At 72.4% G+C, this 13,641-nt stretch carries 12 protein-coding genes; 7 read left to right on the top strand and 5 right to left on the bottom strand.

Features of this window, described 5'->3' with window-relative positions; translation table 11 throughout:
- Positions 1–12 precede the first annotated feature (12 nt).
- The 4 genes from MRBLMI1_RS09965 to MRBLMI1_RS09950 all read left to right on the top strand — a co-directional run bounded on the left by MRBLMI1_RS09965 (position 13) and on the right by MRBLMI1_RS09950 (position 4,545).
- On the top strand, positions 13–570 hold the full coding sequence (locus MRBLMI1_RS09965; protein ID WP_367731742.1) for an ECF transporter S component: 558 nt from the start codon (positions 13–15) through the stop codon (positions 568–570).
- A 113-nt stretch (positions 571–683) separates the two neighbouring features.
- The gene (locus MRBLMI1_RS09960) at positions 684–2,438 is read left to right on the top strand and encodes an ABC transporter ATP-binding protein (RefSeq protein ID WP_367731740.1); all 1,755 of its coding nucleotides are present in this window, start codon (positions 684–686) and stop codon (positions 2,436–2,438) included.
- Positions 2,435–3,205 carry an energy-coupling factor transporter transmembrane component T gene (locus MRBLMI1_RS09955; protein ID WP_367731738.1) on the top strand — a complete coding sequence of 257 codons (771 nt, stop codon included), beginning with the start codon at positions 2,435–2,437 and terminating at the stop codon, positions 3,203–3,205. The genes MRBLMI1_RS09960 and MRBLMI1_RS09955 overlap by 4 nt, the downstream gene beginning before the upstream one ends.
- A gap of 68 nt (positions 3,206–3,273) precedes the next feature.
- Entirely contained in the window at positions 3,274–4,545 is a 1,272-nt protein-coding gene (locus MRBLMI1_RS09950; RefSeq protein WP_367731736.1) for an LCP family protein, read from the top strand.
- A gap of 260 nt (positions 4,546–4,805) precedes the next feature.
- Here the strand turns inward: MRBLMI1_RS09950 and MRBLMI1_RS09945 are convergent, their stop codons facing one another.
- Positions 4,806–5,240, bottom strand: coding sequence for a hypothetical protein (locus MRBLMI1_RS09945; protein WP_367731734.1), 435 nt, complete (start codon positions 5,238–5,240; stop codon positions 4,806–4,808).
- 104 nt (positions 5,241–5,344) lie between these two features.
- Positions 5,345–6,496: a M15 family metallopeptidase gene (locus tag MRBLMI1_RS09940; RefSeq protein WP_367731732.1), complete on the bottom strand. Its 1,152-nt coding sequence runs from the start codon at positions 6,494–6,496 to the stop codon at positions 5,345–5,347.
- A 106-nt stretch (positions 6,497–6,602) separates the two neighbouring features.
- On the opposite strand from MRBLMI1_RS09940, the gene MRBLMI1_RS09935 reads away from it, so the two are divergent.
- On the top strand, positions 6,603–7,715 hold the full coding sequence (locus tag MRBLMI1_RS09935; protein WP_367731730.1) for an Rv2578c family radical SAM protein: 1,113 nt from the start codon (positions 6,603–6,605) through the stop codon (positions 7,713–7,715).
- 49 nt (positions 7,716–7,764) lie between these two features.
- On the opposite strand, the gene MRBLMI1_RS09930 is transcribed toward MRBLMI1_RS09935, so the two are convergent.
- Positions 7,765–10,020 carry a DEAD/DEAH box helicase gene (locus tag MRBLMI1_RS09930; protein WP_367731728.1) on the bottom strand — a complete coding sequence of 752 codons (2,256 nt, stop codon included), beginning with the start codon at positions 10,018–10,020 and terminating at the stop codon, positions 7,765–7,767.
- A gap of 334 nt (positions 10,021–10,354) precedes the next feature.
- On the opposite strand from MRBLMI1_RS09930, the gene MRBLMI1_RS09925 reads away from it, so the two are divergent.
- Positions 10,355–10,978, top strand: a complete 624-nt coding sequence (locus MRBLMI1_RS09925; RefSeq protein ID WP_367731696.1) for an antibiotic biosynthesis monooxygenase — start codon at positions 10,355–10,357, stop codon at positions 10,976–10,978.
- The gene (locus MRBLMI1_RS09920; RefSeq protein WP_367731695.1) at positions 10,975–11,880 is read left to right on the top strand and encodes an aldose 1-epimerase family protein; all 906 of its coding nucleotides are present in this window, start codon (positions 10,975–10,977) and stop codon (positions 11,878–11,880) included. Before MRBLMI1_RS09925 ends, MRBLMI1_RS09920 begins: the two co-directional genes overlap by 4 nt.
- Positions 11,881–11,969: 89 nt before the next feature.
- Here the strand turns inward: MRBLMI1_RS09920 and MRBLMI1_RS09915 are convergent, their stop codons facing one another.
- Together MRBLMI1_RS09915 and kduI are read right to left on the bottom strand one after the other, a co-directional pair.
- Positions 11,970–12,752: an SDR family oxidoreductase gene (locus MRBLMI1_RS09915; protein WP_367731693.1), complete on the bottom strand. Its 783-nt coding sequence runs from the start codon at positions 12,750–12,752 to the stop codon at positions 11,970–11,972.
- On the bottom strand, positions 12,749–13,567 hold the full coding sequence (kduI, locus tag MRBLMI1_RS09910; protein WP_367731691.1) for a 5-dehydro-4-deoxy-D-glucuronate isomerase: 819 nt from the start codon (positions 13,565–13,567) through the stop codon (positions 12,749–12,751). Before kduI ends, MRBLMI1_RS09915 begins: the two co-directional genes overlap by 4 nt.
- Positions 13,568–13,641: the final 74 nt, after the last annotated feature.

Below are 13,641 nucleotides of genomic sequence, written 5' to 3'. Positions count from 1 at the left end.
TACGCTGGGCGGGTGTCCTCGGCATCCGGTCTCTCCACGCGCGTCCTGCTGGTCTGCGCCGCGATCGGGGTGGGCACCGGACTCCTGGGCGGCGCGGCCGGCTGGCTGACGCTCGTCGTCCTCGCCGGCGCCCCGTGGGCGTACGGCCTGGTGCTCGGCTCGCACGTGCTGCCCGGCATCGTCGCTCAGCAGGTCGTCCGTCGTCCGTGGGTCGCCCTGATCACCCACGTCCTCGCCGCGCTCGTCGCGAGCGCCACGGCCCCGCAGTGGACCTTCCGCTTCCTCGGGACGGCGCTGCTCTTCGGCGGCATCCAGGAGGCCGTCGCCGCCCTCACGCGGTACCGGTCCTGGGCTCCGGCCCGCTTCTTCGTCTCCGCCGTGATCATCGGTCTGGTCGTGGCCGTCGCGGTGTGGTTCGCCGCCGACATCGCGAGTCTCACCCCCGTGGCCCGCATCGCGTACCTCGTGATCGGGGTCGTCGGACCGGTCGCCTGGACAGCGGTCGGCCTGTCCGTCGGGGCGGGTCTGCGGCGGGCGGGCGTCGCCCGCGGGCTGTCGTCCTCGCGCTGAGCGGCACCGCTCGGACATCGCGGGACCGGACCGCTCCTTCGACGTCGAGGGTCCCGGCATCCATGTGAGGGCAGCCTAAGTAGCCTGGGAGCTCACCGATCGACAGGATCCCCGTGCCCGCGCTCCCGCATCCCTCCGAGACGCCCGCCGCCGCGGACGCCGGAGCGCTGCTGCACCTCCGCGACGTCGCGATCACCCATTTCGAGTCCGAGCGGCCGACGCCCGCCGGCGTCTCGTTCGACGTCCACCCGGGCGAGACCGTCCTGCTCCTCGGCCCCAGCGGCTCGGGCAAGTCCACGCTGGCCCTCGCGCTCAACGGCCTGCTCCCCCACGCCGTCCCCGGGACCGTCGCGGGCATCGTCCGGACGGGCGGAAGGGATGCCACCACCACCCCCGTCGCCCAGCTCGCCGCCACGGTGGCCATGGTGTTCCAGGACCCCGACGCCCAGCTCGTCACCGGCTCGCTGCTCGACGAGGTCGCCTTCGGCCCGGAGAACCTTCGCCTCCCGGTCGAGGTCGTCCTCTCCCGCGCCGAGGTCGCGCTGCGCCGCGTCGGCCTGTGGGAGCGCCGTCACGACACCCCGGACGTGCTCTCCGGCGGCGGCCGTCAGCGCCTCGCCGTCGCGTGCGCCCTCGCGATGGGGTCGCCGCTCCTCGTCCTCGACGAGCCGACGTCCAATCTCGACCCGCAGGGCGTCGACGACGTCTACGCCGCCCTGCGCGACATCGCGGACGACGGGGATCGCGCCATCCTCCTCATCGAACACAACCTGGATGCCGCCCTCCCCCTGATCCGCCGAGTGGTCGCCCTCGACGCGCGCGGTCGCGTCGTCGCGGACGGGACCGTCGACGAGGTGCTGCGCGACCGCGCCGAGGAGCTGCACACCTCGGGGGTGTGGCTGCCGACGGCGGCCCTCGCCGCGCTGCGGCTCCGGCGCGCGGGGTACGACTTCGCGCGGATGCCGCTCACACCGGCTGAGCTGCGGGAGGAGCTCGAGCGCAGTGCACCCGTCGCGGGGCGGTCGATCGAGGTGTCCTCGCGGCCGGAGGGGGTGGCATCCCTCCCTCCGATCCTGACCGTGCGCGGCCTCACCCTCTCGCGCGGGCGGACACCGGTGCTGCACGGGGTCGACCTGGACGTGCGGCGCGGCGAGTTCGTCGCGATCGCGGGGGCGAACGGCGCCGGAAAGACGACGCTCGTGCAGGCCGTCGCGGGGGTGCTGCGCCCGCCGCGGGGCGCGGTGCGCATCGCTGGCGACGACATCCGGCGCCTGTCGGCACGGGCGCGGGCGGAACGGGTCGGCTTCGTCTTCCAGAACCCCGAGCACCAATTCGTCACGACCACGGTCTTCGACGAGATCGCCTACGGTCTGCGGCGGCGGCACCTGCCCGACACCGAGGTCCGCGCGCGCACGTCCGCCCTGCTCGACCGCTTCGGGCTCGCCGATCGCGCGGACGCGCACCCCTTCCTGCTGTCGGGCGGGCAGAAGCGCCGGCTGTCCGTCGGGACCGCGCTCGTCGGCGGGGCCCAGGTGCTGATCCTCGACGAGCCAACCTTCGGGCAGGACCGCGCCCGCGCGGACGAGCTGCTCGGTCTGCTCGACGATCTGCGCGCCGAGGGGACGACCATCGTCGTCGTCACCCATGACATGCAGCTGGTGGCCGAGCACGCGGACCGCATGATCGTCGTCGCGGACGGGCGGATCGCGGCCGACGGTCCGACCGCCGCGGTATTCGCGGACGACGCCGTGCTCGCGCGGGCAGGACTGCGCCCCCCGCCGCTGCGGGACGTCTTCACCGGGATGTCTCGGCATCCGGAGCTGCGCGGCACCGTGCGCCTGCGGGACCTCCCCGGAGGCGACGCATGACCGCCGACCTCGCCGCCCCGCCACGCCCGCGGCCCCTCGAGACGCTGAACCCGCTGGCGAAGCTCGCCGCGCCGCTTCCCGCGATGCTCGCGCTCGTCTTCGTCCGCGACCTCGTCGCGCCGTCGCTCTTCCTCGGCGCAGCCCTCGTCGTCCTGCTCTGCGGTGCACGGCTCACCCGCCGCACCCTGACCATGCTCTTCGTCGTCGTGCCCGCCGCGGTCGTCGTCGTCTCCCTCGGCTTCGCGATCTGGGTCGACACGGACGGCCTGGATGCCACCACCCCCCTCGTCCGGATCGGGGACTGGACCCTCACCGACGGAGCTCTCCTCATCGGCCTCGCGACCGGCCTCCGCCTCGCCGCCATCATGACGCTGGCCTTCATCGGCGGACTCACCACGACCGGCGCCGACCTCGTCCGCGCACTCGTGCAGCAGCTGCGCGTGCCGTACCGCATCGGCTACGCCGCTCTCGCCGCCATCCGATTCGTCCCGCGGTTCGCCGTCGAGCTGCGGGTCATCCGCCAAGCCCATCGCGTCCGCGGCACACGCGGCCCGCTGCGCGCCGCCGGCTACGTCGTGCCGCTCCTGGCGGGCGCCATCCGGCACGCCGAGCGCGTGGCGCTCGCGATGGACGCGCGCGCCTTCGGCGCGCACCGGGACCGCACCGAGCGGCACCTCGTCCCCGTCCGCCGGCGGGACGTCGTGTTCGTCCTCGCCTTCTGGGTGATCTCGGTGGAGATCCTGGCGCTGGCCGGCCTGGCCGGTTGACGCACGGCCCGTCGTTCTCGGCACACGCCCGCGCCGCCCTAGACTGCGACGAAACCCGAGGAGGCGCCATGGCACGGCGACGTCGCACCGTGGCTCAGCATGCGCGCCTGCGCTCGCCGCACCCGTTCTCACAGCTGATGAAGCTCGTCGCGGTCGGGGTGGTGGTCGTCGTGGTGGCGACCCTGTCGACCGTCGCGTACGCGGCATACGACCTCACCGCGAGCTTCACCCGGGAGGCGGTCGCGGTCGAGAACCCGATCGCGGTGCCGCCCGACATCGGCGAGATCGAGGGCGGCGTCAATCTCCTCGTCGTCGGCATCGACGAGTGCGAGGACGATCTGAAGGAGCTGCTGGGCGACCGCTGCGACGGCGCCGACTCGGACACGCAGCTGAACGACGTGACGATCCTCCTCCACATCTCCGAGGAACCGCGCCGGGTGACCGTCGTCTCCTTCCCGCGCGACCTCATGTTCACCGCCCCCGGGTGCGCGCGCACCGACGGCGGCCGCTGGGACGGCGGGTTCACGCAGATCAACGAGCTGTACTCGATCGGCGGTCTGTCGTGCGTCATGACCGCCGTGTCGGACATGAGCGGACAGCAGATCCCCTTCGGCGCCATGGTGACCTTCGGCGGCGTCATCGACGTCACCTCCGCCATCGGCGGCGTCGAGGTCTGCCTCGCCAACCCGATGGTCGACCGGAACACCGGCATCGACTGGCCCGCGGGTCCGCGCACCATCCAGGGCGTCGAGGCGCTGCAGTTCCTGCGCACCCGGTACGGGGTGGGCGGCAGCGACCTCGCCCGCGTCAGCAACCAGCAGCAGTACATGTCGCGCCTGGCCCGCACCCTCGTGAGCGAGGAGGTGCTCACGGACGCGGGCAAGCTCTACCGTCTGGCCTCGACGGGCCTGCGGAGCGTCACGCCCACCGAGACGCTGACCAACCCGATGACGCTCGTGCAGATCGCGCTCGCCGTCCGGGACGTGCCGTTCGAGGACATCGTCTTCGTGCAGTACCCGAGCGTCCCCGCCAGCTTCAACGCGAACCGGGTCGAGCCCGACGAGGACGCCGCGCAGGTGCTGTGGGACGCCCTCGCCGCGAACCAGCCGATCGAGGTCACCGGCGAGGTCGGCGCCGATGCGGGCGTGGTCGAGGTCGTACCCGACCCGGTGCCGGGCACCGACCCGAGCGAAGCGCCGGTGCCGACCGACGACCCGTCCGCGGAGGAGCCCGTCGTCGAGGCCGGCGAGGTCGATCCCCGCACCGGCAAGGTCGCCCTGCCGACGTCCATCACCGGGTCGAGCGCGGCGCAGCAGACCTGCAGCGCCGGCACCGGCTGACGCCTCCTGCCGGTTCGACGGCCTGGGGTGAGCCGGCGTTGCTCCGACGGCATGTCCCACTATGTGCAGCCGGGCCTGGGGGATGTCCCACTATGTGCAGCCGGCAGCCCTCCGAACCGCACAAAGTGGGACACGCTCACCAGGGGACCGGCCGGTGAGCGGCGACGCTCGCGGAGGCATGTCCCACTATGTGCAGCCGGCAGCCCTCCAAGCTGCACAAAGTGGGACACGGTCACCAGGGACCGGCCGGTGGAAGCGCGTCAGGAGGCCTCGGCGGCGGGGGTCCAGGCGACGTACGCGTCGCCGGGGCCGGCGGCGACCGCCCACCGGCCGCAGACGAACACCTCGTCGACGTCGTAGACGTCCGGCGCATCGTCGATGGACATGGTCGGCGCGCTCACGCGTTCCGTCTCGGTGCAGCCCGTCGGAGCGGTGGCGCTGGTGAACAGGATCGACTCCACGCCGTCCTCCCGCGTGGATGCCACCCGGGAGATGCTGCGTGCGTCGGACGGCATCCAGTCGAGGGTCGTGCCCCTCTCCTGCGCGAGCTCGACCGGGTTGGCGTGGGTGGTCTGCTTCATGCCGTAGGCGACATCGTTGACGAGGGCGCACCCCGCGGTGGTGAGGAAGATGGCGGCGAGCCCGGCGACGGCGGCACCGGGGCGGGAGCGGTTGAGGAAAGCGGAGAGCGTCATGATTCGAGGCTCTCAATCAGGCGCGTGCGCGCGCGTCGGCTGAGAGGGTGAAGCCGGTCCGCCGAGCGGATGATCCCGCTTCGCCCGACGGGTGTGGTCGAGTGTCAGTAGCTCGGCGCCGCTGGCAGCCCGAAGAACTCCTCGAGCGTCGTGTAGCCGCCGTCGTGGTACGCGGCGGCGAGCTCCGGGCCGATGTACCGCAGATGCCACGCCTCGGGCTCGTAGCCGGTGACGTCGGTGCGCCCCTCGACGTAGCGCGTGATGTACCCGTACTCCCAGGCGTGCTCGCGCACCCACGCGCCCTGCGGCGACCCGGCCACGTCGTCGAGGGTGCCGCACGAGCCGCTGCACGGCACGATGTCGACCGCGAGACCCGACTGGTGCTCGCTGAACCCGGGGCGTGCGCTCTCCAGGTCGGCCTGCGCCACACCGCCCACCGACACGCGGGCGGCGTACGTGGACTGCTGGGTCGTGTACGACCGGAACGCGCTCAGGTAGGCGATCTCCCCCGCGCCGGCGTCCCGCGCGGCGCTCGCCAGGGCCGTCAGCGCCTCGGCCGCAGCGGTGCGCATGGCGGTGTCTTCGAGGGCGCGCATCCCGGCGGGCGCCACGAGGTCGCCCGGCCGCCAGTCGATGGGGTCGTACGGGCGCTGCTTGTTCACGACGGCCCACTCGCGGGTCGGGTCGCTCAGCGACACGCACGGGGCCAGCCCGGTGGCGACGGCACGGCGGAAGGACTCCCCGCCCCCGGCCGCGGCGATGGCGCCCCCGTCGTCGCCCGCGGCGAGCGCGTCGGTGAACGCCGGGTCGTCGCACGGCGAGGCGGTCGCCGGGACGGCCTGGACCGACGGCACGGGGAGCCCCTCGCTCGGCACCGTGTTCATCACGGCGGCAGGGGCCTGGTCGAGGGCGAGGTCGACGGCATCCCCTCCCCCGTTCGCGGAGGCGGCGCCGATCGCGATCCCCCCGGCGGCGGCGACGGCGACGACGGCGGCCACGACGGACAGCCGGCGACGGCGGGGGACGACGGACGGGGATGCCGCCCGCAACTGGCGTCGTGTGACGGCGGTCGCGTCCCGCGGTGACGCGGTCGGCGGCCCGGCGACGGGGCTCGGCGATGCCGCGGTCGACGCCGATCGGGAGGACGGGAGGGATGCCGCCGCCGCCGGCGGGAGGGAGATCGCCGCGGTGGCGCGACGCTCGGCCTCCGCGCGCGCGGCGCGGCGAGGGGAGGTCTGCGGATCGGGCGACGTCATCCCCTCCATTGTCCCCGGTGACGCTGGGCGGCGGCGACTCCAGCCACCCTTCGAAAAAGCGGCCCGCACGGTTGCGTCACACTCGAATCTATGTTCCCCTGGAGCGATGAGATGGCAAGGGCAGCAGCTGGGCGTGGACGACACATCTGCGCTTCCCGGCATGGAGCGCATGGACGGCCTCGTCCGCTCGGTCACGACCCCCGAGTTCGCGGGCATGACGTTCCACGAGGTCCTCGCCAAGAGCGCGCTCAACCGGGTGCCCGGCGTCTCGGCGATGCCGTTCGACTGGACGGTGAACCCCTACCGGGGCTGCACGCATGCATGTTCCTACTGCTTCGCTCGGAAGACGCACGAGTACCTCGACCTCGACTACGGGGCGGACTTCGACTCGCAGATCGTCGTGAAGGTGAACGTGGCCGAGGTGCTGCGGGGAGAGCTCCGCCGGGGTTCGTGGGCGCGCGAGCCCGTCATGCTCGGCACGAACACCGACCCGTACCAGCGCGCCGAAGGCCGCTACAAGCTCATGCCGCAGATCATCGGCGCGCTCACCGACAACGGCACCCCGTTCTCGATCCTGACCAAGGGCACGCTGCTGCGTCGCGATCTGCCGCTCCTGACGGACGCGGCGCAGCAGGTGCGCGTCTCGCTCGCGATGTCGATCGCGGTCTTCGACGACGCCCTGCAGCACTCGATCGAGCCCGGCACCCCCAGCGCCGACGCCCGGCTCGAGACCGTGCGCGCCGCCGCCGCGGCCGGGTTCCGGGTGACGGTGTTCCTCATGCCGATCCTGCCGCACCTGACCGACTCGATCCCGGCGCTCGACGACGCCCTCGCCCGCATCCGCGCAGCCGGCGCGGCGCGCGTGGTCTACGGCGCCCTGCATCTGCGTCCCGGCGCCAAGCAGTGGTTCCTGCAATGGCTCGAACGAGAGCACCCGCACCTCGTGTCGTCGTACCGCGGCCTGTACCCCGGCGTCTCGACGCAGGCGCCGAAGGCGTATCGCACGTGGCTCGGCAGGCGGATGCGCCCGCTGCTGCGGATGCACCGCCTCGACGGCTGGGACGAGGACGACCACCCCCGCGGCCGCCCGCAGCCCGGACTCGCGTCGCGCGAACAGCCCACGCCCGACCGTCGCGGCCTGGGTCCGGTGCGGACGACCGGGGTGGCGGCATCCATCCGCCCCCGCGTCGTACCGGCGAGCGAGCCCACCCTCTTCTGAACGCACGAGACCCCCGCCGCAGCAGCGACGGGGGTCTCGACAGGGGTGCTTACGCGGTGACGTCGCTCAGCTGACGGCCCGAGAGCTCCTCGAGCACGTCGTCGCCGAGGTTGGTCTCCTCGAACGGCGCCTCGATCTCGGCACGATCGAGCAGCTCGGTCATGCGGCGACGACGCTGGCGGGTGATCAAGGTGACCACGGTGCCGCTGCGCCCCGCACGACCGGTACGGCCGGAACGGTGCAGGTACGTCTTGTACTCGTCGGGAGCGTCGGCCTGGATCACGAGGTCGATGTCGTCGACGTGGATGCCACGGGCGGCGACATCCGTGGCCACGAGCACGTTCACGCGGCCCGAGGTGAGCTTCTCGAGGTTGCGCGTGCGCTTCTGCTGGTTGAGGTCACCGTGCAGGGCGACCGCGGCGATGCCGGCGTCGTCGAACTGCTCGGCGAGCATCTCGGCGTAGGCACGCGTGCGGGCGAAGACGAGCGTCTTGCCTTCGCGGTCGACGAGCGAGTCGAGGATCTGCGCCTTGTCGCGGTGCTCGATGACGAGGACGCGGTGCTCGATGGTGCTCGAGTCCTGGTCCTCCCCGGCGACCTCGTAGACGGCGGGCTCGACGAGGAACTCGTCGACGAGGGCCGCGACCTCACGGTCGAGCGTGGCCGAGAACAGCAGCTTCTGGCTGCCCTTGGCGGTCGCGCGGAGGATGCGCTGCACGGGCTCGAGGAAGCCGAGCTCGCACATGTGGTCCGCCTCGTCGAGAACGGCCACCTGCACCTCCGAGAGGTCGAGCTTGCCCTGGTTGAGCAGGTCCTCGATGCGGCCGGGGGTGCCGATGATGATGTCGACGCCCTTCTTCAGCGCACCCACCTGGCGGGCCTGCGGCACGCCGCCGTAGATCTGCGTGGTGAACAGGCCGACGCTGCGCGCGATGACCTGGACGGTGCGGTCGATCTGCAGGGCGAGCTCGCGCGTGGGGGCGAGGATCAGCGCCTTGGGAGAACGACCGAACTCGCGACGCTGGCCGGCCTGGGCGCGGAGGATGCTCTCGACGAGCGGGGCACCGAAGGCGATCGTCTTGCCCGAGCCGGTGCGGCCGCGGGCGAGGACGTCGCGGCCCTCGAGGATCGGCGCGACGGTCGCCGCCTGGATCGGGAAGGGGCTCGCGGCACCGAGGCCCGCGAGCGCGCGGACGATGTTGTCGCCCAGACCCAGCTCGGCGAAGCCGGCACCGGTCACGGTCGCGGCGTCGACGGCCTCGGCCTGCAGGCGCTCGTGAACGACGTCGACGCGCTGCTCGTGCTCGGCGGAACGCTTCGGGGAGGCGTTCCAATCGCTGCGGCTCGGGCCGTCGTTCCGGCGCGGGCGGTCGTCGAACGAACGCGCGGGACGGTCACCCGCGTCGCGGCGGGGACGCTCGTCGCGGTCGAACGAGCGGGCCGGACGGTCGTTCCGGTCGAACGAACGCGCCGGACGGTCGTTGCGGTCGAACGAGCGCGCCGGACGGTCGGTCCGGTCGAAGGAGCGAGCCGGGCGGTCGGCGGCGTCCCGACGGGGACGCTCATCGCGGTCGAACGAACGCGCGGGACGGTCGTTCCGGTCGAACGAGCGCGCGGGACGGTCGTTGCGGTCGAACGAACGCGCCGGACGGTCGTTCCGGTCGAAGGAACGGGCCGGGCGGTCAGCGGCGTCGCGACGGGGACGCTCATCGCGGTCGAACGAGCGGGCCGGACGGTCGTTCCGGTCGAACGAACGAGCCGGACGGTCGTTGCGATCGAACGAACGAGCCGGACGGTCGCCGAACGACCGAGCGGGACGCTCGTCGAACGAACGCGCCGGGCGGTCGTTGCGATCGAACGACCGAGCCGGACGCTCACCGGCGTCGCGACGGGGACGCTCATCGCGATCGAAGGACCGCGCGGGACGGTCGAACGAACGCGCGGGGCGCTCGCTGCGGTCGAAGGACCGAGCCGGACGGTCGTCGTAGGAACGGGCGGGGCGGTCGTCGCGGCGTCCGGCCGTGGCATCCCGATCCGGACGGCCGAAGCGGTCGTCGCGAGCCGACGTGCGGATGCTGCGGGCCTCGTCGCGACCGGCACGGTCCGACGCGCTCCAACGGCGCTTCTCGGGCGTGGCCTCGGCGGCGGGGCGGTAGCCGCGGTGGTTGGGGCTCTTGCTGCCGGGCTTGTCGGAGGCCTCGGCGTCGGGGCGACGCTTGCGGTCCTGGAACGAGGTCTTCGCGCCGTAGCGCGGCTCGAAGTTCTTGGCGGCGCGGCCGCCGGCCGGCTTCTTGTTCTTGGGCATGACGATGTCCTTCTGGGTTCTGTTTCGCGCGAGACAGCGGCACCGCGCGCAGCGGTGCGAAACCCGGACATCCGTCGGCCGGGGGCCATTCACTAGAGATGGTCGAGGCCGCGATCGCGTCCTGTCCATCGGCCCCTTGGACTCACAAACCCATCCGCGCCTCACGCGCGGTGTCCAGAGCCGACCGAACAACGCTACAGCCCTCGCCTGGGAATGGCATCCATGTCCCCCTATGTGCAGCTTCCCCGCCCCGAAGCTGCACAAAGTGGGACACGCCCCACCCCCACCCCGGCACCCCCACCGCCAGGCGCGGGGCCTGACGGAAGATAGACGCATGGCAGACACCGACGCCCACCCCATCACGGTGGCGATCGAGCGGCGCATCGACCCGACGCGCACCGCCGAAGCGACCTCCTGGATGCAGGCCGGCACCGACCTCGCGACCGCTTTCCCGGGCTTCCTCGGCTCGGGATGGGTGCGCGCGGGCGAGGACAGCGACCTCTGGTACATGCTGTACCGCTTCTCCGACCTCACCACCCTGGAGGGGTGGGAGACGTCGTCTCAGCGCAGCTGGTGGCTCGAATCGGGCCGGCCGTTCGCGCGCGAGGAACGCGTGGAACGCCGCACCGGCATCGAGGGCTGGTTCGACGCGGCCTTCGGCTCGGTCCTCGAACGGACGGATGCCGCCACCTCTCCGATCCAGCAGCCCGTTCCGGTCGCGCCGCCGCGGTGGAAGCAGGCCGTGACGATCTGGGTCGGCTTCTTCCCGACGAACCTGCTGGCCTCGTTCCTGCTCGGATTCGTGCCCGGCTTCGCCGAGGTCCCGCTGGTGCTGCGCGTCCTGGCGACGACCCTGCTGCTCACCCCGATCATGACCTACGCCGTCCTGCCGTGGGTCACCCGCCTGCTGCGCCCCTGGCTGCAGCGTCCGCCCCGTACCCGGAAGGCCACCTCATGACCGCCGATCCCACCGGCCAGCGCTTCCGACTGCGCGGACCCCGCTCCTCCGTCGAGGTCACCCAGGTCGGCGCCGCGCTGCGCTCCCTCGTCGTCGACGGCGTCGAGCTCGTTCCGCCATACCCGGACGACGCGCCCACCCCCGCCGCCTGCGGCGTGGTGCTCGTGCCGTGGCCGAACCGCATCCGCGACGGCCGGTACACCTTCGACGGCACCGACCAGCAGCTGGCGATCAGCGAGCCGAAGTTCGGCAACGCCAGTCACGGCCTGCTGCGCTTCGGCGCCTACACGCCCGTCGAGGCGACCGAGGAGTACATCACCCTCGGCGCCGACGTCGTCCCGCAGACCGGGTACCCCTTCCACCTGCGCACCCGCGTCACGTACGAGCTGCAGCCGGAAGGACTCCGCGTCGCGCATCGCGTCGAGAACGTCGGTGCCCGGACGGCGCCGTTCGCCCTCGGCATCCATCCGTACCTTCAGATCGGGGGCGTCCCGACCGCCGATCTCACCGTCCGTTCGACGGGCACCACCACTCTCGTGATGGACGACCGCAACATCCCCGTCGACGAGGTGCCGGTCGACGGCGACGCCGATCTCCGCGGTGGTCGCCGGCTCGGCGACGTCTCGCTCGACAACGCGTACCGAGGTCTGGATCGGGATGCCACCGGCTTCGCCCGCCACACCCTGACGGCGCCGGACGGGCGCGCTGTCGAGCTGTGGCAGGACCGCTCCTTCGGCTGGGCGCAGGTGTTCACGACGGACCGCTTCCCGGAGCACCCGCTCGCGGTCGCGATCGAGCCGATGACGGCGCCGGCCAACGCCTTCGCCTCCGGCGTCGACCTGCGCACCCTCGCGCCCGGCGACGTGTTCGAGGCCCAGTGGGGCGTGACGTTCCGCGGCTGAAGACGTCTCTCGTCGAGGTCGCACGTTCGGCGCGAGAGCACACGTTCGCGCCGGCCCGGACCGTGTGATCTCGCGCCCCAAGCCCTCGATCAGCGGGCGAGCCACCCCCCATCGACCACCAGCACGTGGCCGTTGACGTAGGCCGCATCCGGGCCGCAGAGGAACGCGGTCGGACCGGCGATGTCGGCGGCATCGGCCCACCGACCGGCGGGGATGCGACCGCGGATCTCGCGCTCGCGGGAGGCGTCCTCGCGCAGGGCGGTGGTGTTGTCCGTGCGCACGTACCCGGGGGCGATCGCGTTGACGGTGACCCCCGCGGCGCCCCACTCGTTCGCGAGCGCCTTCGTCATGCCGACGACGGCATGCTTGCTCGCGGCGTACGACACCACGTTGATCCCCCCTTGGAACGACAGAAGGGACGCGATCGTCACGATCCGGCCGTAGCGCCTGTCGACCATCCCGCGCCCGACGGCCTGGGTGAGCAGCCAGACGGCGTTGAGGTCGACGTCGAGAACGCGGCCCCACGCGTCCGGCGCGTGATCGACCGCGGGCTCCCGGTGGATGATCCCCGCGTTGTTGATCAAGATGTCGATCGGTTCCCCCGCCGCGAGCTCCGCCCCGACGGTCGACGTCGCCGCGAGATCCGAGAGGTCGCAGGCGACCGTCGAGACCCGATGCCCTTCCGCCCGCAGCTCGTCCGCCCCGCGATGCACCGATTCGCGCCCCACCAGCAGCAGGTCGGCACCGCGCTCGGCGAGCGCCCGCGCGCAGGCGAGCCCGATCCCGCCTCCGGCGCCGGTGACGACGGCCCGCCTTCCCGCGAGCGGCAGCGCGGCGGATGACGGACGGAGGGATGCCGCCGCCCCGCTCACCGCAGTCCTCCCACGTCGACCGCCTCGACGTCGCTGTAGTCGACGTTCTCCCCCGCCATGGCCCAGATGAAGCTGTACGCCGCTGTCGCCGAGCCCGAGTGGATCGACCACGGCGGTGACACGACGGCATCCCGGTTCCGCAGGATGAGGTGACGGGTGTCGTCCGGGCGACCCATGAGGTGGACCAGCGGAGCATCGCCGAGGCCGTCGTAGAGGTAGATCTCGGTGCGCCGGGAATGCGTGTGCGCCGGCATGGTGTTCCACACCGATCCCGGTTCCAGAGTGGTGATGCCCAGCACGAGCTGGTCGGACCGGATGCCGTCGGCGTGGACGTACTTGCGGATCGTCCGATCGTTCGCGCCCTCCGCCGAGCCCAGGCGCACCGCCTCGACCTCGTCCCGCCGAGCGAGCGCCGCCGTCGTCGACCCGTGCGCCGGCGCGGAGACCAGGTACACCTCGCCGCGCCCGCCGAGTCGGATGCCGGTCGTCCCCCGGGGCAGATAGAGGACGTCGTGCGGACCGACGACGAACTCCCCGGCGGAGGAGAGCACGGCGACCTCGCCCGACAGCCCGACCAGTGCGGCTTCGCGCCGCTCGAGCAGGTGCGACGCCCGCAGCGCATCCGGAGCGGTGACGGCCAGCTCCTCACCCGCCGGGCTGATCCCCGCGATGAGCAGCCGATCGTCGTGGGTGTACGCGAACCTGACCTCGCCGGTCCGGAAGAGGTCGGAGACGACGAAGCGCTCCCGCAGCCTTCGCGAATCGAGCGTGCTCACGTCGTCCGGGTGTGTGCTCCACAGTTCCGAGATCGTCATCCCTGCTCCTTTGCATTCCGCTGAGCGGAAAAGGTTTCCTATCCAGCAGAACTCTATCCATAATGGGGTTCGTT

The organism is Microbacterium sp. LMI1-1-1.1 (genome assembly GCF_040815675.1).
Classification (GTDB): Bacteria; Actinomycetota; Actinomycetes; order Actinomycetales; family Microbacteriaceae; genus Microbacterium.
This window is presented reverse-complemented; position numbering and strand designations above follow the sequence as displayed.

Bases quoted from the DNA above. Each gene is read 5' to 3' on its own strand.
- MRBLMI1_RS09925 (WP_367731696.1), top strand. From the start codon at position 10,355: ATGGCAGACACCGACGCCCACCCCATCACGGTGGCGATCGAGCGGCGC.
- MRBLMI1_RS09945 (WP_367731734.1), bottom strand. From the start codon at position 5,240: ATGACGCTCTCCGCTTTCCTCAACCGCTCCCGCCCCGGTGCCGCCGTC.
- MRBLMI1_RS09935 (WP_367731730.1), top strand. From the start codon at position 6,603: ATGAGATGGCAAGGGCAGCAGCTGGGCGTGGACGACACATCTGCGCTT.
- MRBLMI1_RS09920 (WP_367731695.1), top strand. From the start codon at position 10,975: ATGACCGCCGATCCCACCGGCCAGCGCTTCCGACTGCGCGGACCCCGC.
- MRBLMI1_RS09930 (WP_367731728.1), bottom strand. From the start codon at position 10,020: ATGCCCAAGAACAAGAAGCCGGCCGGCGGCCGCGCCGCCAAGAACTTC.
- MRBLMI1_RS09940 (WP_367731732.1), bottom strand. From the start codon at position 6,496: ATGACGTCGCCCGATCCGCAGACCTCCCCTCGCCGCGCCGCGCGCGCG.
- MRBLMI1_RS09955 (WP_367731738.1), top strand. From the start codon at position 2,435: ATGACCGCCGACCTCGCCGCCCCGCCACGCCCGCGGCCCCTCGAGACG.
- MRBLMI1_RS09950 (WP_367731736.1), top strand. From the start codon at position 3,274: ATGGCACGGCGACGTCGCACCGTGGCTCAGCATGCGCGCCTGCGCTCG.
- kduI (WP_367731691.1), bottom strand. From the start codon at position 13,567: ATGACGATCTCGGAACTGTGGAGCACACACCCGGACGACGTGAGCACG.